The following is a 21,322-nucleotide window of genomic DNA, read 5'->3' on the forward strand; positions in this document are numbered from 1 at the left end:
GGGCGGGCTGCGCTTTCGGCCTAGCCGAACGGACGGTGAATCAACACCAAGGGCAGGTTTTCTTGATCGGCGTTGCGAGGGCATCGCCACCTGAGCGCGCTGGCGACGGAGTTAGCGTACTGGCTTACTGGCCTACTAGCTCGGGCGTTGGCGCTGCTGGCGTTGGTTCGGGCGAGGCTTGGGCGCTGTGCCGCCTTGCCGGCTTTGCAAGGCTTCCCGGCGGCTTCGTAGCGCGGGGCGGTTCCGCTAGGAACCGATGCGAAAACGCTTAAGCGTTTCGCATGCCCCAAGCAAGAAGCGTCAAGCCGGATCAGAAGCCTTGCTTAGGCAAGGTGGCACAGTACCCAAGTCTCGACCACACCAACGCCGCGCCACAATCAAAAGACTTGCTTAAGGCTTGGTGACGTAGCACCCAAGCCTCGCCATAACCCAACTCCGAAGCAAGCAACAAAAAAGCCGTTGGTCGCGAAACCAACGGCTTTCAAGTTTTAACAAACCCCGCAGGGTTTAATCTGCTTTCACACTCATCGCAGCGGGTGCAGGCTGAGGCGAAGGAGTAACCTTCTCGCCACCGCCACCACTGGAGCTTGGGCTGCCACCCGTGGGAGGTGTGCTACCACCAGTTGAAGGCGGGCGCGGGTCCTTGCCGTCCATGATGTCATTGATCTGATCCGCATCAATGGTTTCCCACTCCAGCAAAGCCTTGGCCATGGTGTGAACCTTGTCACGGTTCTGATCCAGAATATCCCAAGCCACTTTGTACTGGGAATCAATGATCTTGCGAATTTCAGCATCCACCATTTGCATGGTCTGCTCGCTCATGTGCGTGGTCTTGGTCACTGAACGGCCCAGGAACACTTCACCTTCGTTCTCGGCATACACCATGGGGCCAAGAGCCTCGGTCATGCCGTAACGGGTCACCATGTCACGGGCAATTGCTGTTGCGCGCTCAAAGTCATTCGATGCACCAGTCGTCATCTGGTTCATGAAAATTTCTTCAGCAATACGACCACCAAACAACACGGCGATGGTACACAGCATGCGTTCCTTGTCCATGCTGTAACGGTCGCCTTCCGGCAACTGCATGGTCACACCCAAGGCACGGCCACGCGGAATGATCGTCACCTTGTGCACTGGGTCGGTTTTTGTCATCAATTTGGCAACCACAGCATGGCCCGACTCGTGGTAGGCCGTGTTGCGGCGCTCCTCTTCGGGCATCACCATGCTGCGGCGCTCGGCACCCATGATGATCTTGTCTTTGGCTTTTTCAAAGTCGTTCATTTCAACCACACGGCCATTTCGGCGTGCGGCAAACAAAGCAGCTTCGTTCACCAGGTTGGCCAAATCAGCGCCCGAGAAACCGGGGCAACCACGGGCCAGTACAGATGCATCCACGTCGGGCGACATTGGAATTTTGCGCATGTGCACTTTCAGAATTTGTTCACGGCCACGGATATCGGGCAGGCTGACAACCACTTGGCGGTCAAAACGGCCTGGACGCAGCAAGGCTGGGTCGAGTACATCGGGGCGGTTGGTCGCAGCAATCACGATGATGCCCTGATTGGTGTCAAAACCGTCCATTTCAACCAGCATCTGGTTCAGGGTTTGTTCGCGTTCGTCGTTACCGCCACCCAAACCTGCACCACGCTGACGACCCACTGCATCAATTTCGTCAATGAAAATAATGCAGGGGGCTTGCTTTTTGGCTTGTTCGAACATGTCGCGAACACGAGCCGCGCCCACACCCACGAACATTTCAACGAAATCGGAACCAGAAATTGCAAAGAAAGGCACCTTGGCTTCACCTGCAATGGCTTTGGCCAACAAGGTTTTACCAGTACCTGGTGAACCCACCATCAACACGCCACGGGGAATTCGGCCACCCAGCTTCTGGAACTTGGTGGGGTCTTTCAGAAATTCAACCAGCTCATGGACGTCTTCTTTGGCTTCATCGCAACCTGCAACGTCCGCAAAGGTAACAGGGTTTGTGTTCTCATCGAGCAATTTGGCGCGGCTTTTACCAAAGCTGAATGCACCACCCTTGCCACCGCCCTGCATTTGACGCATGAAGAAGATCCACACACCAATCAGCAGCAACATGGGGAACCAGCTCACGAACAGGCTCATCAACAGCGATGGCTCTTCTTCGGGCTTGGCGCGCACCTGCACACCGTACTTCAGCAGGTCACCGACCATCCAGATGTCGCCAGGCGAATAAACCACTCGCTCACGGTCATCGGTAGTCAGGGCGCGAACCACACGCCCTTCAACGATCACGCTCTTGATGCGTCCATTTTGCGCATCCTGCATGAACTCGGAATAGGTCATTTCGTTGGAGCGTGTTTGTTGCCCTTCAAACTGTTTGAACACAGTAAAGAGCACCAGCGCTACAACCAACCAGACTGCTGCTTTGGAAAACGAATTATTCAATGCCACTTCTCCTCGAGGACTCTGCCACCACCCTAGGGAAATGGGGGCAGGTTGTCCATTTTAAACCCAAGCGAATGAAATACGCCATCACACTATTTCATGGTGTGCATTAACAATCGCAATCGCCTGGATCATGATGCTGCAAAATACCTATTTAAGACCCTTGCAAAGCAAAAAGGTTTCACGAGAACGGTCTCGTGAGGCCTTGGGTTTGCGCGGCGACACGCTTTTAAACACCTGCTTCATCTGGTGCACAATGTTGCTGTAAGAAGACCCATGAAAAATCTTCACGATCAGCGCCCCATTGGGCTTTAGGTGATTCAATGCAAAATCAATGGCCAGCTCGCACACATGCTCAATTCGGGCTGAATCGGCAGCAGCAACACCAGAAAGATTAGGCGCCATGTCGGAAACCACCAGATCCAGCTTTTCGCCACCCAAGCGCTGGTTCAGGTCTTCAAGCACGGCTTCGTCGCGAAAATCCCCTTGAATGAACTCAACACCCGCAATTGGTTCCATTGGAAGCAGATCCAGTGCGATAATACGGCCATTGATGACACCCCCGGGCCCAACCAAGGCTTCCCGAAGCACCTGCGACCAACTTCCCGGCGCGCTGCCCAGGTCGACCACCTTGATGCCTGGCTTCAACAACCCTTCCGGCTCGGCGATTTCCTTCAGTTTGAAGGCGGCACGGGCGCGATAACCCGCATTCGTGGCCATTTTCACGTAAGGGTCGTTGATGTGGTCATGCAACCAGTTTTTATTGAGTTTCTTCTTTTTAGCCACCGATTACCCAACCGAGTGAAAAATTAATATGACGGACACCGCAGCTGTAACCCTGACACCCGCCGAGAAAAAGGCGCTTAAAGCCCAGGCCCATGCATTGGATCCGGTAGTTTTGATTGGCGACAAGGGCTTAACACCCAATGTGGTCAAAGAAATCGACATGAACCTGAATGCACATGGTCTGATCAAGGTACGCGTGGCTGGCGACGACCGGGAAGCCCGCCTTAAATATGCGCAAGCCATTTGCGATGAAACTGGCGCCGCCTTGGTTCAACACATTGGCAAGTTGCTGGTGTTGTTCCGCCCCAAAGCAGAAGACTCCGAAAAAGCCAAAGCAAAAAGCCGCCCAAAACCCAAAGGTCCACGCCAAACCAAGCGTCAGTTTGTTTCCAAAGACTAACTTAAACCTTTGGAATCAAGGCCGGCTTATTGTCTTTTGTGACACCAAACCGGTTCAAGCCCCACACCAGCGCACCAATCATCTTGACGGAATACAGCACGCTTGAAATGGCGTGCATATTGCCGAACTGGCTACGCATGGCGGCAAGCTCGTCTCCTTGCAATCCCGCCATGGCTTCACGCAAGGTATTCATATGGGGCTGAAGCCAGGCAAGCTCAACCACGCTGACCCCCAAAACAACGGCCATCAAACCGTTGAGTCGCAAACTTGCGCGCAATTCGCCAGCAAAATTTGACAAGGTCAACAACACAGCGCTGCTCACCAGGGAATACAAAGCCAACATGTAAAACAATCGGCCTGCCACCAAACCCGCTTCAGGGCGTGGCAACCATTTGAACAAGCCCGGCGCAACCAGAATGGCCATGAACCACAAAGCTCCGAGCCAAATTGCCCAGAACGCCAGTTCCGCACCCCGAAAACCGCGCCAAGTCATTGTTATTGCACCCCTTTAACAAAAACCATCAAATGTATTTTACTTCCAGCACTTCATATTCGCGCAAACCGCCTGGTGCCTGAACATGGGCCACATCACCTTCGTACTTGCCAATCAAGGCACGGGCAATCGGGCTGGAAATGGAAATCAGGCCAGCTTTGATGTCGGCCTCATCGTCGCCCACAATTTGGTATTCAACTGTGGCGCCGGCTTCAATGTCCTCCAGCTTCACAGTCGCGCCAAACACCACGCGGCCTTCCGCATCTACGTTCGTGGGGTCGATGATCTGAGCATTGCTCATCTTGCCTTCAATTTCCTTAATACGCCCTTCGATAAAACCCTGCTTTTCCTTGGCTGCATCGTATTCGGCATTCTCCGACAAATCGCCCTGCGCGCGCGCCTCGGAAATGGCATTGATCACCGCTGGGCGATCAATGGTTTTCAGGCGATGCAATTCTTGTTTCAGCTTTTCAGCACCCTTGACGGTCAATGGGATAGTGGCCATAAATTCAGTTGTTCCTGCAAATGGAAAGCCGCCTGATAGCAAACATTGCTATGAGACGGCTTAAAGGTTCAGACAGGCAGATTAAGCGGAGAGTTCCGCATGCAGGCTTTGAACGCTGTAAACGTCCATTGCGCCGAGGTGTTTCATGCCCTCGACTGAAGCCAGTGCACCTGCCATGGTTGTAAAGATCGTAACACGAGAACTCAGTGAAGTGGTTCTAATGTAACGGCTGTCGTTAATCGCGCTTCGGCGCTCTTCAACCGTGTTCACCACCAGCTGCACTTCTCCGTTTTTCAGCATGTCGACAATGTTCGGGCGGCCTTCAAGCACCTTGTTCACCACGGTACATTCAATGCCACCTTCAGCAATGGCCGCTGCCGTGCCTCGCGTTGCAATAATCTTGAAGCCCAGATCAACCAGGCCCTTGGCCAGTTTCACAGTGTGCTTCTTGTCTTCGGTTTTCACGCTGATGAAAGCGGTGCCACCTTCAGGCAACTTGACCGAAGCAGCCAGCTGCGACTTCACAAACGCCTCGCCGAAAGTGCGGCCAACGCCCATGACTTCACCCGTTGACTTCATTTCAGGGCCAAGAATGGTGTCAACGCCCGGGAACTTCACGAACGGGAACACAGCTTCTTTCACCGAGAAGTATTTCGGCACAGGGATTTCAGTCACGCCCTGGGCTGCGAAGGTTTGGCCGGCCATGCATCGTGCGGCAATCTTGGCCAACTGCTTGCCTGTTGCCTTGGATACATACGGCACCGTGCGTGAGGCACGTGGGTTCACTTCCAGTACGTACACGGTGTCGTTTTGAATCGCGAACTGCACGTTCATCAAGCCAATTACGTTCAGGGCCTTGGCCATGAGTTCGGATTGACGCTTCAATTCATTGACCATGTCGGCCGACAGGCTGTACGGGGGCAAGCAGCAAGCAGAGTCGCCACTGTGCACGCCCGCTTGCTCAATGTGCTCCATCACGCCGCCGATCATCACGGTTTGGCCATCACACAGGGCATCTACGTCCACCTCAATCGCATCGTTCAGGAAGCGGTCGAGCAGCACAGGGCTGTCGTTGCTCACTTTTACGGCCTCGCGCATGTAGCGCTCGAGGTCTTTTTGCTCGTGCACGATTTCCATGGCGCGGCCACCCAGTACATAACTTGGGCGAACCACCAGCGGATAGCCGATCTCCTGAGCGTGGGCAATCGCTTCGCCTTCTGTGCGTGCAGTGCGGTTGGGCGGCTGGCGCAGGTTCAGCTTGGTGAGCAATTTCTGGAAACGCTCGCGGTCTTCAGCGATGTCGATGCTTTCAGGGCTGGTGCCAATAATGGGCACACCGTTGGCTTCCAGGGATTTCGCCAGTTTCAGTGGGGTTTGACCACCGTACTGAACAATCACGCCGACCGGTTTTTCAATGGCCACAATTTCCAGCACGTCTTCCAGAGTCAGCGGCTCGAAATACAGACGATCGGATGTGTCGTAATCGGTTGATACTGTTTCAGGGTTGCAGTTGACCATGATGGTTTCATAGCCATCTTCACGCAGCGCCATGGCAGCATGCACACAGCAGTAGTCAAACTCAATACCCTGACCGATGCGGTTTGGACCACCACCCAACACCATGATTTTTTTCTTGTCGGTGGGCGCCGCTTCGCATTCCTCTTCGTAGGTGGAATACATGTAAGCGGTACCGGTTTTGAATTCGGCCGCGCACGTGTCCACACGCTTGTATACGGGGCGCACGTTGTGCTGGTGGCGCAGCTTGCGAATTTCAGCTTCTGATACATCCAGCAGGTAAGCCAGGCGGCGATCAGAGAAACCCTTGCGCTTGAGCAAGCGCAAAACTGGCTCGGAAAGATCCGCCAGCGTTTTTGTTTCCAGTTCCAGTTCAGTGTCAACGATGTCTTGAATCTGAATGAGGAACCAACGGTCAATCTTGGTCAGTTGGTGCACTTCTTCCAGGCTGAAGCCTTGGGCAAAAGCGTCGCCCACGTAAAAAATACGCTCTGGGCCGGGTTCACCCAATTCACGTTCGATCACTTCGCGATCGGTTGTTTTCTGGTTCAAACCATCTACACCCACTTCCAGACCACGCAAAGCTTTCTGGAAACTTTCCTGGAAGGTGCGGCCCATGGCCATCACTTCACCCACTGATTTCATCTGGGTGGTCAGGCGGTCATCAGCCGTGGGGAATTTTTCGAATGCAAAACGTGGAATCTTGGTGACCACGTAGTCGATCGAGGGTTCGAACGACGCGGGGGTCAAGCCACCAGTGATGTCGTTTTTCAATTCATCAAGGGTGTAACCCACAGACAGCTTGGCTGCCACTTTGGCAATCGGGAAGCCAGTGGCTTTGGATGCCAAAGCCGATGAACGCGATACACGCGGGTTCATTTCGATCACGATCATGCGGCCATTGGCCGGGTTGATCGAGAACTGAACATTAGAACCACCGGTATCCACGCCAATTTCACGCAGAATGGCAATGGAAGCATTGCGCATCAACTGGTATTCGCGGTCGGTCAGGGTTTGTGCAGGCGCCACGGTAATGCTGTCGCCGGTGTGCACGCCCATAGGGTCCAGGTTTTCGATGGAACACACGATAATGCAGTTGTCCGCGCTGTCGCGCACCACTTCCATCTCGTATTCTTTCCAGCCAATCAGGCTTTCTTCGATCAGCAGTTCGTTCGTGGGCGATGCTTCCAGACCACGGCGGCAAATGGTTTCAAATTCTTCAGCGTTGTAGGCGATGCCACCACCCGTGCCACCCAAGGTGAAGCTGGGGCGAATGATCACCGGGAAGCCGTTGCTGCCAACTTGCTTGGCGATGCTGGCTTGCACCTCAAGCGCTTCTTCCATGGAGTGCGCTACACCGCTCTTTGCAGAATCCAACCCGATACTGGTCATGGCGTTCTTGAACTTCAAGCGGTCTTCAGCTTTCTCAATCGCTTCTTCTTTCGCGCCAATCAATTCCACGTTGTACTTGGCCAGCACGCCATGCTTGGCCAAATCAAGCGCGCAGTTCAGCGCAGTTTGACCACCCATGGTGGGCAACACGGCATCAGGGCGTTCTTTCTCGATGATTCGTTCAACAACCTGCCAGGTGATGGGTTCGATGTAAGTAACATCGGCCATTTCAGGGTCGGTCATGATAGTGGCTGGGTTGCTGTTGACCAGCACTACTTTATAGCCTTCTTCGCGAAGCGCTTTACAGGCTTGAGCACCTGAGTAGTCGAATTCGCAGGCCTGACCAATCACAATGGGGCCGGCGCCGATGATCAGGATTGTTTTTAGATCGTTACGCTTTGGCATAACTTCCCTTTAATTTTAAAAATTTCAATACGGTTCAAACAGGTTTGCACATGGGCGTATTACGCCTTGGCTGCCTTGATGTCTGAAATAAAACGGTCGAACAGTTCTGCCAAATCGTGCGGACCTGGACTGGCTTCCGGGTGGCCCTGGAAGCAGAAGGCTGCACGGTCAGTGCGCTCTAGACCCTGAATGGACCCATCGAACAAGGACACATGCGTAACACGCAGATTGCCTGGCAATGAATCGGCATCCACCGCAAAACCATGGTTTTGGCTGGTAATGGCCACACGCTTGGTTTTCAGGTCTTGTACCGGGTGGTTTGCCCCATGGTGGCCAAACTTCATTTTCATGGTTTTGGCACCGCTGGCCAAAGCCATAAGCTGGTGGCCCAAACAAATGCCAAACACGGGCAGTTTGGTGTTGTCCAGAATATGCTTGATGGCAGAAATTGCGTAGTCGCAGGGCTCGGGGTCGCCTGGGCCATTGCTCAAGAACACGCCATCGGGGTTCATGGCCAGTACTTTTTCAACGGGGGTTTGCGCGGGAACCACAGTTACGCGGCAGCCGCGCTGGGCCAGCATGCGCAAAATATTGCGCTTGGCACCATAGTCGAATGCCACCACATGATGTGGGCGCTCACCTGTTTGAAAATGGGGCTCTTCAGCGGCTACACCCAAGGCCCATTCGCCTTCAACCCATTCATGGGCTTCGGTGCAGGAAACCACCTTGGCCAGGTCCATGCCTGCCAAACCGGGGAAACCTTTGGCCAGTTCAATGGCGCGCTCAGAGCTAAAGGTTTCGCCACTGCCTTCGGTCAGAAGGCAGCCATTCTGGGCACCCTTTTCACGAAGAATTCGAGTCAGTTTGCGGGTATCTATGCCTGCAATGCCTGGAACACCATGCTTTTTCAGGTAATCGGCCAAAGGCATTGTTGAACGGAAGTTGGACACCAGTTCAGGCAGATCTTTGATGACTAGGCCGGACAAATGCAACCCGGCGGATTCTTCGTCCTGAGGGTTGGTGCCAACGTTGCCGATGTGAGGGTAAGTGAGGGTGACAATTTGGCGGCAGTAGGATGGGTCGGTGGCGATTTCTTGATAACCCGTGAGCGATGTATTGAACACCACTTCACCCACTTGCGTGGTGGGGGCGCCAAAAGAAATGCCCTCGAATACTGTGCCGTCTGCGAGCGCGAGCAAGGCGCGCGGGTGGGCGCTTGCGACTAATTTCGACAAGGGAAACTCCAATAGATGCGACAAAACACCCGGGGACAAATAACACCCGCGCAGGCTTTTTGCCTAAGAATCATTCAGCTAGCCGAGAATTATACCCGGAACAGCCGGGTTCGGCCACACCGAAGTGTGGCCTTGGGCGAACTTTGAAGCACTTTAAGGATTTTAGACGTTTGATCTGCCTGCGATTCGTCGGCCATACCAGCAAAGCAAAGCGACGGTGACATACATCAACAAACCATAAACCACGACTGGAACAGCTATTTCGGCGTTGCCCAACAAAGACAGGGCAATTGTTAAGCCCAGCGTCGAGTTCTTGACACACATTTCTATCGAGACAGTGAGGCTGTCTTGCGCATTCAAACCGCTGAGTTTGCCACCCAACAAACCCAAGGCAATTGCCGCCAGGTTCAAGGTAACCACTGGCATCCAGGCCTGGGCAAACCAAGTGGGCATGTTGTCGGACTCACTCACCCCGATCAATACAATGATGGCGACCAGCACAAACACCGCGAACTTGTTGATCGCTGGCTCAAATTTCTTGGACAACTCGGGCTTCTTGGCCCGTATGAACATGCCGATACAAACAGGGATAATCACAATCACCATCATGGTGATGAGAGTTTGCAAAAACGGAAGTTGCAGCTCAGTGTTTGCCCCGATGAACATGGGAAGGGCGTACGACATGTAAAAAGGAATGGTGAGTACAGTCAGCAGGCTGGCCAGCACAGTTAGCGTAATTGACAACGCCAAATTGGCTTTGGCCATGTAAGTCAAGACGTTGGATGTTGTACCGCCTGGCATGACGGCCGATAGCACGAGGCCCGCCGCCATGACACCGCCGCCATACAAGCCACCGATTGCAAAACCCAGCAGGGGCACGCCAACCAGTTGCAGCACCGTACCCACGACAACCCCTTTGGGTTGCTCTTTGATTCGTCGAAAATCTTCCACAGTGAGGCTTAACCCCATACCGATCATGATGATGAACAGCGAAACGGGCAGGCCAATTGTGATGTAGGTATTGCCTAACATTGTGTCTCCAAGAATATTTTTTATTGTTCGCCTACTGTAGCCGAAGGCTGATCACTGCGCTGTCAGCAAACTGACGTTTACCCCTGCTTTCTAATGTCATTTTTCACAATTTCTTCCAGAAAATCTGCAACCACCCGTGTTTTCAGGGAAAGCTGACTGCTCAACCCCGGCGGAAAAACCAGATACATGGGCAAGCCACCTGTTGCAGGATTGTCGCAATACCAGTCCGTCAAAAGCTCGACCAATTCGCCACGGGCCAGCGCACCTTGCAACATCCAATCGGCACTGCGGCCCAAACCCAAGCCAGCCTGAATGGCACGCACCACCATCATGGGGCTGGAACAGGTTAACCAGGATTCAACCCGATGTTTTTGGCTGGGCTGCGCGCCATTTTTAGGCCAAAACTCCCATTCCTTTTGATCGCCTCGCTGAGAGAAAGCGATGCATTGATGACGGAATAAATCCGCGGGACTTTCAGGAATGCCATGTTTTTCCAGATAGGAGGGCGCTGCGTACAACTTTCGCCAGATGGTGGCTATTTTTCGGGCTCGTAGCGTGGAGTCCTGCAATATGCCCACACGCAATGCAATGTCTAACCCCTCCTCTACAATCATGGCGTTGCGATTGGACAAATCCACTTGCAATTGCACATCGGGGTATTTGGCATGAAATTCAGGCAAGCGGGGTGCCAGTATTTTTTCTCCCACGATTACCGGAAGGCTAACGCGGACTGTGCCGTGCGGCTGCCCGCTTTGCAGTTGTGTAATCGCATCACGCGCCTCTTGCTGACTTTCCAGCATGCGCTGGGCATACAGTTTATAAATTTCGCCCGCCTCGGTAATTTTGACTTGCCGAGTGGTGCGGTTCAACAGACGGATATTTAAATGGGCCTCGAGCTGCGCAATGGCCCGGCTGATACTGGACGGGTTCTCGCCTTTCAGCTTGGCCGCAGCCGCAAAACTGCCAGTGTTCACCACCATCAGGAAGGTTTCAGCCGCTTGAAGTTCATTGAAATTGTTGCTCATGGCGCAATGGTGTAATTCGATACCGGTAGTTTATTTGCATAATGTACATCAATACCATGACTTCACACCATCTCAAAAGGAGTGTGAATCATGAACGAATGGCCCGAAAACCTCACTGGCCTGGACCTGAACTGGAACCTGTTTGAAACCGCAAACAAAGCACTCAGGACAACATTAATTTTGCTGCTTGTTTTGGCTGGCATTGGCCTGGCCCAAGCCACTGAACTACCCACAGTACTTGTGACTGAAACTGCGGATTTACTGGACTTTTCAGGTTGGTTCTCCGACGGCGCGATCGGTGGATTTGATGCAGCCGGCGCCAGCATTGGGGGTTGGTAAGACCAGAATGACACAACTGTAATCATGCAGTGGGAAGTTTGTCATCCGAAAGGTCGCACAGTGGAACTGGATTCGGTACGAGGTCGTACCGAATCTTCAACCACTGGAGACCGCCATGAAAACATTCGCACAAACTTGCTTTGCAATCGCCTTAAGCACAGCATCCACCCTTGCTTTGGCAAACAGCCCGGCGAATCAATCGATGACCGAATGCGAGAAAGCCAAGGCCGCCAAGACAACGGAAATTGCCCAACAAACCACACACCACGATGTTGTGATTCAAGCGATTGCCAAGGCAATGCATGACCCAAAAACAAAGTATTAACGGCAAATTCGCTGCGGCGGCCAGCGCCACCAAGCCGCCACGACAGCGAGGGCAAACAGGGTGTAGGCCAAGGCAAACACCCAGCCCGGGGCTTGGTAGAACATCACGCTATGCACCCAGTGTTGAATGAAGCTGCCCTGATAAACACCCTGCCCTGCCCGCAGTCGCAACCAGTTTTCAAGCGTGGTGAGCGGGCATTCAATGCCCAGCCAGCTTTCAAGAACAACCACTGAAATTGCCAGCAAGTGCATGACCCTGAACCACCAGTGGTTCACCCAAGACCAACGCAAGACATTGCCCAATACGATCAGCAGCAAACCACCCACCACGAACAGCACGATGGCAAAGTGGATCAGCAACACCAGGTCAGCGAGGTGAGAATAATTCATGCATTCAGCATAAACAAAAAGCCCCTCGATGTGAGGGGCTTCTCAATGACAGAACAACCAGGGTCAATCAGAAATTGGAAACAGCCATTTCTGTAACACCCTGGTAACCATTCACAATGCTGTCGCGCAAACCGGGCACTGTGTTCAATACATGGTCAGCGAAGAAACGAGAAGTCAAAATCTTGTCGCTGTAGAAACTGTCTGTTTCACCAGCCTTGATTTTCGCTTCTGCAGCCAACAGCGCACGCGCCATTTGCCAGCCAGCCACAGTGGTGCCAGCCAATTTCAAGTAAGGCACGGAACCTGCAAACACTGCGTTTGGATTGCTCTTCATGTTGTCGACTACAAACTGTGCCGCATCCAGGAACGAAGCGCGAGCTGCGTCCAGGCGAGCTGCCACTGCCTTGGCATGAGCAGAACCTGACTCATTGAGCTGAACCACAGTACGTGCAATCTCGGCGCACAAGGTTTTAACCATTGCACCACCATCGCGTGAGGTTTTGCGACCCACCAGGTCGTTGGCCTGAATGGCTGTGGTGCCTTCGTAAATGGTCAGGATTTTTGCATCGCGGTAGTACTGCGCCGCGCCTGTTTCTTCGATAAAGCCCATGCCGCCATGCACCTGTACACCCGTGGAGGTGACATCGATGCTCATTTCAGTAGACCAGCCTTTCACCAGCGGCACCATGAATTCATACACAGCCATGTTCTGTTTGCGTGCAGCTTCATCCGGGTGGTAGTGCGCTGCGTCGTAAGCTGCACCTGCCACGCAAGCCATGGCGCGCGCAGCTTCAACCTGACTACGCATACTCATCAACATGCGCTTCACATCGGGGTGGTGAATAATGGCAACCGCTTCGTTTGAAGAACCATCAACAGGGCGGGATTGCACACGGTCGTTGGCGTACTGCACGGCTTTTTGATAGGCACGCTCGGCCAAACCGATACCCTGAACACCCACCTGGAAACGGGCGGCGTTCATCATCACAAACATGTACTGCAAACCCTTATTTTCTTCACCGACCAGATAGCCGATTGCACCTTGACCCACTTCGCCCTTGTTGTCGCCATACAGCAGCACAGCAGTTGGGGAAGCCTTGATGCCCAGCTTGTGTTCGATGGATGCGCAATACACATCGTTGCGCTTGCCCAAGGAGCCATCATCATTGACCATGAATTTGGGCACTACGAACAGGCTGATGCCCTTCACGCCTTCGGGCGCATCGGGGGTGCGGGCCAGCACCAGGTGCACGATGTTCTTGGCCATGTCATGTTCACCGTAGGTGATGTAAATTTTCTGGCCAGAAATGCGGTAAGTGCCGTCGCCTTGCGGCACGGCCTTAGAACGCACCAGCGCCAGGTCTGAACCGGCTTGTGGCTCGGTCAGGTTCATGGTGCCGGTCCATTCGCCGGAAATCATTTTGGGAATGTAAGTTTCTTTCAGTTGCTGGCTACCCGCCACCAACAGCGCTTCAATGGCGCCATCGGTTAGCAAGGGGCACAGCGCAAAGCTGAGGTTGGAGCCGTTGACCATTTCCATGCACGGTGTTGCCACCAGCTTGGGCAAGCCTTGACCGCCGAATTCGGTGGGGTGCTGAAGGCCTTGCCAGCCCTGCTCACCAAAGGCTTTGAATGCTTCTTTGAAGCCTTTGGCTGTGGTTACAACGCCGTCCTTCCAGTTGGCGGCTTCCACGTCGCCCGACCAATTCAGAGGGGCTACCACTTCGCTGGTGAACTTCGCATTCTCATTCAGAACAGCATCTACAGTTTCCTCGGTTGCATCTTCACAACCGGGCAACTGGGATACTTGATCCAAGCCGGCCAATTCTTTCAAGACAAACATCATGTCTTTGACTGGGGCGTTGTAACTCATTGTCGTCTCCTGATACAGCTTTGCGTTTTGTGTTGTTTACAGTTTCTTGATTACAACTTCTCGGTCAGTTGAGGCACCACGTCGAACAAATCGCCCACCAAACCATAATCGGCCACGCCGAAAATTGGTGCTTCGGGATCTTTGTTCACGGCCACGATCACCTTGCTGTCTTTCATGCCAGCCAAGTGCTGAATGGCACCAGAAATACCAAAAGCCATATACAACTGGGGCGCCACGATTTTGCCGGTTTGGCCAACCTGCCAGTCGTTGGGTGCATAACCTGCATCCACCGCTGCGCGTGAAGCGCCAATTGCAGCATTCAGTTTGTCTGCCAAGGGATTCAGCACGCTGAAATTTTCAGCCGAACCCATGCCACGACCACCGGAAATAATGGTGCTGGCGGCGGTCAACTCAGGACGGTCGCTCTTGGCCACTTCGCGGCTTACGAAGGTGGACTTGCCAGAATCGGCAGCAGCGCTGAGGTTTTCAATAGCGGCGGAGCCACCTTCTGCTGCAACCGGGTCGAATGCGGTGGTGCGCACAGTGATTACCTTGGTGGAGTCGGAAGACTGTACCGTGGCGATCACGTTGCCTGCGTAAATTGGACGCGTGAAAGTGTCTGCACTTTCAACGCTGATGATGTCGGAAATTTGTGCAACATCCAGCTTGGCAGCAACGCGCGGTAACACGTTTTTACCCACGCTGGTTGAAGGTGCCAAGATGTGACCATAGTTACCAGCCACGGCCAGAATTTGCGCGGCCAAGTTCTCTGCCAACTGGTCACCCAGTGAATCAGAATCTGCAAGCAATACCTTGGCCACACCGGCAGCCTTGGCAGCCTGCTCAGCGGCAGCGCCACAACCCTTGCCGGAAACCAGCACATGGATGTCGCCACCAATTTTCTGGGCCGCAGCAATGGTGTTCAATGTGGCGGGCTTGATACTTTGATTGTCGTGTTCTGCAATGACGAGTACTGACATGATTTGTGCTCCTTTTGTCCCTGATTTAGATCACTTTGGCTTCGTTCTTCAACTTGTCGATCAACGTCGCCACATCGGGCACGGTGATACCGGCCGAACGCACGGGTGGATCACTCACTTTCAGGGTTTTGATGCGTGGATCAACATTCACGCCCAGGTCAGCGGGCTTGATGGTGTCGATCTGTTTTTTCTTGGCCTTCATGATGTTGGGCAAAGTCACATAACGTGGCTCATTCAGGCGCAGGTCTGTGGTCACCACAGCGGGCAGACTCAGGCTGACTGTTTCCAGACCACCATCAACCTCACGGGTCACATTGACCTTGCCACCTTCAACAACGACCTTGGAAGCGAATGTGCCCTGTGGCATATCGCCCAAAGCAGCCAACATCTGACCAGTCTGGTTGCAATCGTCGTCAATGGCCTGCTTGCCCATAATGACCAGGTCAATGCCTTCTTTCTCAACAATTGCTTTCAGGATTTTGGCGACAGCCAAGGGTTGCAGCTCAACATCGGTTTCAACCAAAATACCGCGATCAGCACCAATGGCGGCGGCTGTACGCAGGGTTTCAACACATTGGGCAACGCCACAGCTGACAGCAATCACTTCAGTGGCCACGCCAGCTTCTTTCAGGCGGGTGGCTTCTTCAACAGCGATTTCGTCGAAGGGATTCATCGACATCTTCACGTTGGCAATATCTACGCCAGAGCCGTCGCTTTTGCAGCGCACTTTTACGTTGTAATCGACCACACGTTTAACGGGTACCAGGATCTTCATGCAAGCCATCCCTTTTTGAAATTGGAGAATATGTAATTTGGATTATACGAAGCGTTTTCAGAAAAAACGCACGATCGTTCGATTTTTCATAGAGTCTACACTCTAGGCTGCCTTCTGTCGAGTGATCAAAAAAACTATAACAGCAGCAAATACCTACTTCGAGTGATCACTTTTGACACCGTTCCACTTGAACCTGACAATCGGTTTCCCCCATTACTTTAACCAACATGTTCATTAAAATTAAGGGAAACTCCGTTGGACTCTCGGTGCCTCTCTTCGGCACGGGCCTCAATTTGGCAACAATTGGATTCATATCAATTCGACCGGGTGATAACGGTCCAACCCAAATTTTTAAAATCCAAGACACCATGAATTTGAAGAGCAGCTCTGCCAGTGCAATTTTTGCGATGATGTCTACGGAATGGACCTTTGTTGATGCCAAACAGCACCCGTGGATATGTGGTGCTGAACGAATGCTTGGAAAAACAATAGAAATCGAGGTCATCGGTGCCATGTTCGGTGCTGGCAAGGCCGACATTAGGATAAGTCTTCTCGATGCAAGCGGAAAAGCAGAAACACTTTTAACGCGTTTTGATGTGCAATCGAAAGGCCTTCAACTTTCAGACGTCAAGGTACGAGGAAAACTCGTGCATCACAACGGGGCGGCTACTCTGGAATGCGCCTTAAAATGAGACTGGTTTTAATCTCTGCGGTTAATTTGCTCCTTCTTTTGTTCGCGATCGCGATAACTGTTCAATCTACTGGATTTGGCTTTCCTGTATCTGACGGTCTATTTCAAAACCTATCAATTCAGACTCAAGGAATATCGCGACTAATTGCATCTGTGCCACTGCGCGGGTTAAATAGCGAACTCACACCTTGGCTTGGCGGGGTAATTGTGATTTGCTTAATCACAAAAGAGTTTCTCAACCTCAAGCATTCAGTGAAAATCAGCATAAATCTGGTTGCAGCCATCACTTTTTCCGCTTACTTCGCAGCAATAATCCACATGTTGGACGTTACGACCCCCACATAAGCAGATGAGCGCGCGGCACGCCACCGACTCCGTGTTAATAAAAATCGCACCATCGGCGAAGTGGTTGCTATGATCAAGAAAAACCAAAATAAACGCCGAGATGGGACTCCAACATGTTGGATCAATTAACACGTCTGATCGATCATTATCCAAAACTACTAATTGCCACTCTTACCGCAATAATAGGAGTCGGAACGATTGGCGGAGGTCTTTGGATAAATATTTCACTTGCACGGATTGAAGCGCAAGCCAGCCTATATGAACAACGACTTAAACTAGAACAAAAGAAATTTGAGCAACTATGGCTCACAACCAAGCTACGAGGAGAACAACTCTCCCAACATCTCGACGCGATTGAGAAGACAGTTGACAACACCGAAGCGTTAATTCCCTTATTAACTGATCAGTCAATTTCTCACACTACTGAAATCAAAGACGAAATCCAAAAGCTAAATTCCTTGATCCAGAAAACAAAGCTACAGCTAGCCGACGCAAAGAAAGAAGATCAAGAATTAAAAAAACTTGAAGGAGTTTTCGGCGCAGCAGGCGCAGCGGCAGGTGGCCTAGGAGTTAGTTCTCTGCTGATAGGCGCTGGATCGGTAACGCTAATCCTTCTCGCGATTGGACTTATAATTTTTCGGAACAAGAAAAAACCGATCAATTGATATTAAGGGTTACTGCATAAATACTTTCAATTGTATTTTGCACAGATCGCTTTCATGGCTGAAAAGCAGCGCTCATCGATCTCGGCCCGGCTTCGAATCGTGCAATCCAGATCAATGACCCGCCCGGTTGACAGGCTGTACACCAAGCCACCCACAGCCACCGGTTCGCCCCGGCCCCAAGCGGCATTCACCGCTGGGCTCAAGGCCGCCAAGCGCACCTGCTGAATCACATTCAGCTCACACAGTTTGTCGACATTCTGGTTGGCTTGCTCAGGCGAGGCCGGGTTGAACAACTGATGATCATGGGCCAGCTCACGCACACCTTCCAGCCAATCGCCAGGTGCACCGCCTGCATGCAAACCCAAGGCAATACGAACGCCACCACAGTTGTGATGCCCGAACACCAGCAGGTGCTTCACTTTCAAGCTGTCGATGGAAAACTGGATGGCGGTTTGCAAACTCAGATCGTTCAAACCAGCCTGATTGGCCACATTCTTGTATACAAACAATTCACCCAGATTGCTTTGCAGCAAAGTATTGGGGTCTGCCCGGCTATCGCAACAGCTGATCACGGTAAAGGCTGGGCTTTGCCCCGCGGAAAGTCGCTTGAAATACTCTGGGTCTTGCGCAGTGATTTGCCCCGCCCACTCGGCGTTGCGCGCCAACATTTCACTCAATCGATTTTCGGAATACGGCGCGGGGGTTGAAAAAATCACGATGCAAGCGCCTCCACATGGGCATAGACAGAATCGGCCAAAGCCTCCAGTTCGTAACCCCCTTCCAGCGTACTGACCAGTTTGCCATCGCAATATTCTTCAGCCACTCGTTTCAAGAACTGGGTAATCCATCCGTAGTCCTCCGTGCTCAGGGTCATGTCAGCCAGCGGGTCACTTTCGTGTGCATCAAAACCGGCCGAGACCAACACCAATTGCGGCTTGAAACGATCGATCGCATCCACCCAATGGGTTTGAATGGCGTGCTTGATTTCCTCGCGACCACCGCCTGGTTGAATGGGGCAATTGACCATATTTTGCGCACCGTCCAGCCCCCCACTGAAGGGGTATAAAGGCGATTGAAAAGTACTGCACATCAACACCTTGGGGTTATTGGCAAATGCATGCTCGGTGCCATTGCCGTGGTGTACATCAAAGTCCACGATGAGCACTCGCTCAAGCCGATAGGCATCAATCGCATGCTGCGCAGCAATCGCCACGTTGTTGAATACGCAAAATCCCATGGCACGGTCCACACAAGCATGGTGACCGGGCGGGCGAACGGCGCAAAAGGCATTGTTCACGGCATGAGCCATGACCAGATCAACTGCGTGAACGCAGGCTCCTGCTGCGCGACGTGCCGCATCCAGCGAAAACTCAGACAAGGTGGTGTCTCCATCGATGTCTATGTTCCGCTTCAAGGGGAAGCGGGCTTTGATGCTTTCTACGTAGGCGGGAGTATGCACTGCTGTCACAGCCGACCAAGGCACCTCGGGCGCTTCGCAATGCACCAAACGTGGCCACAACTCAGAGGCCTGAAGTTTTTCTCGAATCACCCGCAAACGGGCCATACTCTCGGGATGGCCCAAGCCAGGGTTGTGCAGGGCGCAATCATTGTGGGAAATATAGGCTGTGGTCATGGCTTAGGCCCAAACAGCACGGGAATGCTGGGTTATAGTGAACTACAGACCTGCCAATTCAAACAAACATGCGCCGGGTCGACCACTACTTCTTTTGACTACACCGATACCGGACATGCTGACTCCTTTTGTGACTGCTCAACGAATCTTAACAAGCTTTGCCTCCATTCTAATCAGCACAGCCCTGTGCACTCAAGCCGTGCAAGCCCAAGATGCCCAGAAGGTCAACTTCGCCGAGCACAAAAATGCCGCGGCCTTGGCAGAGCGCCTGCAAGCCAAAGAAGGAATACCTGCAACAACGACGCTGGAACTGTTGAAACAGGCTGAGCTGTTACCACAAGTGGTCAAGGCAGTAAAACCACCCAAAACCAAGAGTGTTCGTAACTGGGATACTTACCGAAGCCGTTTTGTAGAACCCTACCGCATTCGCAAAGGTGTGGAATTTTGGGATGCCAACCTGGGCACCTTGAAAGAAGCCGAGGCCAAATACGGTATTCCGCAAGAAGTCATCGTGGCCATTATTGGCGTGGAAACAATTTACGGACAACACATCGGCAATTACCGGGTGCTTGACTCCCTGGCGACACTGGCTTTCGCCTACCCCGAGGGTCAACGTGACCGCTCGGAGTTTTTTTTAAGCGAACTTGAGGCATTCATCGCCCTTTGCAACAAAACCCACCTGGACGCGCTTGAGGTCAAAGGTTCGTATGCTGGCGCAATTGGCTTGGGTCAGTTCATGCCAAGTTCATGGACCGCTTTCGCAGTGGACGGTGACGCCGACGGCGTGGTCGACTTGTTTCACAGCCGCCGCGATGCAATTTTCAGCGTGGCCAATTTTCTGAAAGTGCATGGTTGGGAAAGCGGGAAAGCCACCCGGGTACTGGTGGATATTGAACATGCCGACAATTTGCAAGAACTGCTGGCACCGGACATTGTGCCCACCTTTACGCCAGCGGTGATGCAACAAAAAGGCGTGAAATTAAATGGTGAAACATTGCCCGAGGAAAAACTGGCACTGATTGAACTGGTGCGAGGTGAAGCCGAGCCTGCATTCGTGGCAGGCGGGCAAAACTTCTACGTGGTGACCCGTTACAACCGCAGTTCTTTCTATGCCAACGCCGTGCTTGAACTCAGCGAGGCATTGAAACTGAGAAGGGACATGCTGAATTGAGTGCTTTGTCAGGCAGGAAACACCCCTGTGGACAGGTAACGATCACCACGGTCGCATACGATAAAAACAATGGTTGCGTTTTCAACTTCTTCCGCAATTTTCAGGGCAATATGCGCCGCACCAGCCGCTGAAATGCCACAGAAGATACCTTCTTCGGCTGCCATTTTTCGTGCCATTTCCTCAGCTTCAAGCTGGGTGACTTGAACCACTCGGTCTACACCGGCGGGTTTATAAATTTTGGGCAAGTATTCTTTCGGCCATTTGCGAATGCCCGGAATTTGCGAACCCTCGCTGGGTTCAGCCCCAATAATTTGAATATTGGGGTTTTGGCTTTTCAGGTAACGCGAAACACCCATAATCGAACCGGTGGTGCCCATGGCGCTTACAAAGTGAGTCACTTGGCCAGCTGTATCGCGCCAAATTTCAGGGCCAGTGGTTTCAAAGTGGGCAAGTGGGTTGTCTTCGTTGGCGAACTGGTCAAGAATCACGCCCTTGCCCTGATCACGCATTTGCTCGGCCAGGTCTCGTGCGTACTCCATGCCCCCTTTCTGCGGGGTCAAAATGATTTCGGCGCCAAAGGCACGCATGGTTTGCCGACGTTCAATGCTCAGGTGCTCAGGCATGATCAGCACCATGCGGTAACCGCGAATGGCGGCTGCCATGGCCAAGGCAATGCCAGTGTTGCCCGAAGTGGCCTCAATCAGCGTATCGCCCGGTTTGATGGTTCCGCGCGCTTCAGCACGCTTGATCATGGAGATCGCGGGGCGATCCTTGACAGAACCAGCCGGGTTATTGCCCTCTAATTTACCGAGAATCACGTTGCCACGATCGGCGTTGGCCTTGCCAGGCAAGCGTTGCAACTGCACCAGAGGGGTGTTGCCAATGGTGTCTTCAATGGTGAGGTATTTCACAGCCGGA

At 52.7% G+C, this 21,322-nt stretch carries 21 protein-coding genes; 6 read left to right on the plus strand and 15 right to left on the minus strand.

Annotated features, from left to right (window positions below; all coding sequences use genetic code 11):
* Positions 1-507 precede the first annotated feature (507 nt).
* Both ftsH and PY990_RS00825 read right to left on the minus strand, forming a co-directional pair.
* Positions 508-2,430: an ATP-dependent zinc metalloprotease FtsH gene (gene ftsH / locus PY990_RS00820; RefSeq protein ID WP_275269990.1), complete on the minus strand. Its 1,923-nt coding sequence runs from the start codon at positions 2,428-2,430 to the stop codon at positions 508-510.
* 150 nt (positions 2,431-2,580) lie between these two features.
* Positions 2,581-3,216, minus strand: coding sequence for an RlmE family RNA methyltransferase (locus PY990_RS00825; protein WP_008250353.1), 636 nt, complete (start codon positions 3,214-3,216; stop codon positions 2,581-2,583).
* A 28-nt stretch (positions 3,217-3,244) separates the two neighbouring features.
* Here PY990_RS00825 and yhbY point away from each other — a divergent pair, with 28 nt between their 5' ends.
* Entirely contained in the window at positions 3,245-3,616 is a 372-nt protein-coding gene (yhbY, locus tag PY990_RS00830) for a ribosome assembly RNA-binding protein YhbY (RefSeq protein WP_413789473.1), read from the plus strand.
* Position 3,617: 1 nt separating this feature from the next.
* Here yhbY and PY990_RS00835 read toward each other — a convergent pair whose 3' ends face one another.
* From PY990_RS00835 to PY990_RS00860, 6 genes are all read right to left on the minus strand, one after another.
* Positions 3,618-4,109 (minus strand): DUF4149 domain-containing protein, encoded by a 492-nt coding sequence (locus PY990_RS00835; protein WP_275269991.1) that lies wholly within the window; start codon positions 4,107-4,109, stop codon positions 3,618-3,620.
* A gap of 28 nt (positions 4,110-4,137) precedes the next feature.
* Complete coding sequence (greA, locus tag PY990_RS00840; protein WP_008250341.1) at positions 4,138-4,614, minus strand: transcription elongation factor GreA; 477 nt, start codon at positions 4,612-4,614, stop codon at positions 4,138-4,140.
* Positions 4,615-4,695: 81 nt separating this feature from the next.
* Complete coding sequence (gene carB / locus PY990_RS00845; protein WP_275269992.1) at positions 4,696-7,926, minus strand: carbamoyl-phosphate synthase large subunit; 3,231 nt, start codon at positions 7,924-7,926, stop codon at positions 4,696-4,698.
* A 59-nt stretch (positions 7,927-7,985) separates the two neighbouring features.
* Positions 7,986-9,161 carry a glutamine-hydrolyzing carbamoyl-phosphate synthase small subunit gene (gene carA, locus PY990_RS00850; protein ID WP_275269993.1) on the minus strand — a complete coding sequence of 392 codons (1,176 nt, stop codon included), beginning with the start codon at positions 9,159-9,161 and terminating at the stop codon, positions 7,986-7,988.
* 162 nt (positions 9,162-9,323) lie between these two features.
* A complete protein-coding gene (locus tag PY990_RS00855; RefSeq protein ID WP_275269994.1) occupies positions 9,324-10,193 on the minus strand; it encodes a bile acid:sodium symporter family protein in 870 nt (289 codons plus the stop codon).
* Between the two features lie 77 nt (positions 10,194-10,270).
* Complete coding sequence (locus PY990_RS00860) at positions 10,271-11,218, minus strand: LysR family transcriptional regulator (RefSeq protein WP_275269995.1); 948 nt, start codon at positions 11,216-11,218, stop codon at positions 10,271-10,273.
* Positions 11,219-11,308: 90 nt separating this feature from the next.
* On the opposite strand from PY990_RS00860, the gene PY990_RS00865 reads away from it, so the two are divergent.
* Both PY990_RS00865 and PY990_RS00870 read left to right on the plus strand, forming a co-directional pair.
* The gene (locus PY990_RS00865) at positions 11,309-11,557 is read left to right on the plus strand and encodes a hypothetical protein (RefSeq protein WP_105028377.1); all 249 of its coding nucleotides are present in this window, start codon (positions 11,309-11,311) and stop codon (positions 11,555-11,557) included.
* A 115-nt stretch (positions 11,558-11,672) separates the two neighbouring features.
* A complete protein-coding gene (locus PY990_RS00870; protein WP_105028376.1) occupies positions 11,673-11,882 on the plus strand; it encodes a hypothetical protein in 210 nt (69 codons plus the stop codon).
* Here the strand turns inward: PY990_RS00870 and PY990_RS00875 are convergent.
* From PY990_RS00875 to PY990_RS00890, 4 genes are all read right to left on the minus strand, one after another.
* Complete coding sequence (locus PY990_RS00875) at positions 11,879-12,271, minus strand: DUF2784 domain-containing protein (RefSeq protein WP_275269996.1); 393 nt, start codon at positions 12,269-12,271, stop codon at positions 11,879-11,881. The two genes, PY990_RS00870 and PY990_RS00875, sit on opposite strands and share 4 nt — an antisense overlap.
* 67 nt (positions 12,272-12,338) lie before the next feature.
* Entirely contained in the window at positions 12,339-14,144 is a 1,806-nt protein-coding gene (locus PY990_RS00880) for an acyl-CoA dehydrogenase (RefSeq protein ID WP_275269997.1), read from the minus strand.
* Between the two features lie 50 nt (positions 14,145-14,194).
* Entirely contained in the window at positions 14,195-15,124 is a 930-nt protein-coding gene (locus PY990_RS00885) for an electron transfer flavoprotein subunit alpha/FixB family protein (protein WP_275269998.1), read from the minus strand.
* Between the two features lie 25 nt (positions 15,125-15,149).
* A complete protein-coding gene (locus tag PY990_RS00890) occupies positions 15,150-15,899 on the minus strand; it encodes an electron transfer flavoprotein subunit beta/FixA family protein (RefSeq protein WP_275269999.1) in 750 nt (249 codons plus the stop codon).
* A gap of 227 nt (positions 15,900-16,126) precedes the next feature.
* Here PY990_RS00890 and PY990_RS00895 point away from each other — a divergent pair, with 227 nt between their 5' ends.
* Both PY990_RS00895 and PY990_RS00900 read left to right on the plus strand, forming a co-directional pair.
* Complete coding sequence (locus tag PY990_RS00895) at positions 16,127-16,591, plus strand: hypothetical protein (RefSeq protein ID WP_275270000.1); 465 nt, start codon at positions 16,127-16,129, stop codon at positions 16,589-16,591.
* A 457-nt stretch (positions 16,592-17,048) separates the two neighbouring features.
* The gene (locus tag PY990_RS00900; RefSeq protein ID WP_275270001.1) at positions 17,049-17,600 is read left to right on the plus strand and encodes a hypothetical protein; all 552 of its coding nucleotides are present in this window, start codon (positions 17,049-17,051) and stop codon (positions 17,598-17,600) included.
* Positions 17,601-17,626: 26 nt separating this feature from the next.
* Here PY990_RS00900 and PY990_RS00905 read toward each other — a convergent pair whose 3' ends face one another.
* Positions 17,627-18,316 carry a carbonic anhydrase gene (locus PY990_RS00905; protein ID WP_275270002.1) on the minus strand — a complete coding sequence of 230 codons (690 nt, stop codon included), beginning with the start codon at positions 18,314-18,316 and terminating at the stop codon, positions 17,627-17,629.
* Positions 18,313-19,233 (minus strand): histone deacetylase family protein, encoded by a 921-nt coding sequence (locus PY990_RS00910; RefSeq protein ID WP_275270003.1) that lies wholly within the window; start codon positions 19,231-19,233, stop codon positions 18,313-18,315. Before PY990_RS00910 ends, PY990_RS00905 begins: the two co-directional genes overlap by 4 nt.
* Positions 19,234-19,348: 115 nt before the next feature.
* Here PY990_RS00910 and mltB point away from each other — a divergent pair, with 115 nt between their 5' ends.
* Positions 19,349-20,404: a lytic murein transglycosylase B gene (gene mltB, locus PY990_RS00915; RefSeq protein ID WP_275270004.1), complete on the plus strand. Its 1,056-nt coding sequence runs from the start codon at positions 19,349-19,351 to the stop codon at positions 20,402-20,404.
* 8 nt (positions 20,405-20,412) lie between these two features.
* Here mltB and cysM read toward each other — a convergent pair whose 3' ends face one another.
* The gene (cysM, locus tag PY990_RS00920) at positions 20,413-21,315 is read right to left on the minus strand and encodes a cysteine synthase CysM (protein WP_105028367.1); all 903 of its coding nucleotides are present in this window, start codon (positions 21,313-21,315) and stop codon (positions 20,413-20,415) included.
* Positions 21,316-21,322: the final 7 nt, after the last annotated feature.

Origin of the sequence: Limnobacter olei, assembly GCF_029087225.1 — a bacterium.
GTDB lineage: Bacteria > Pseudomonadota > Gammaproteobacteria > Burkholderiales > Burkholderiaceae_B > Limnobacter > Limnobacter olei.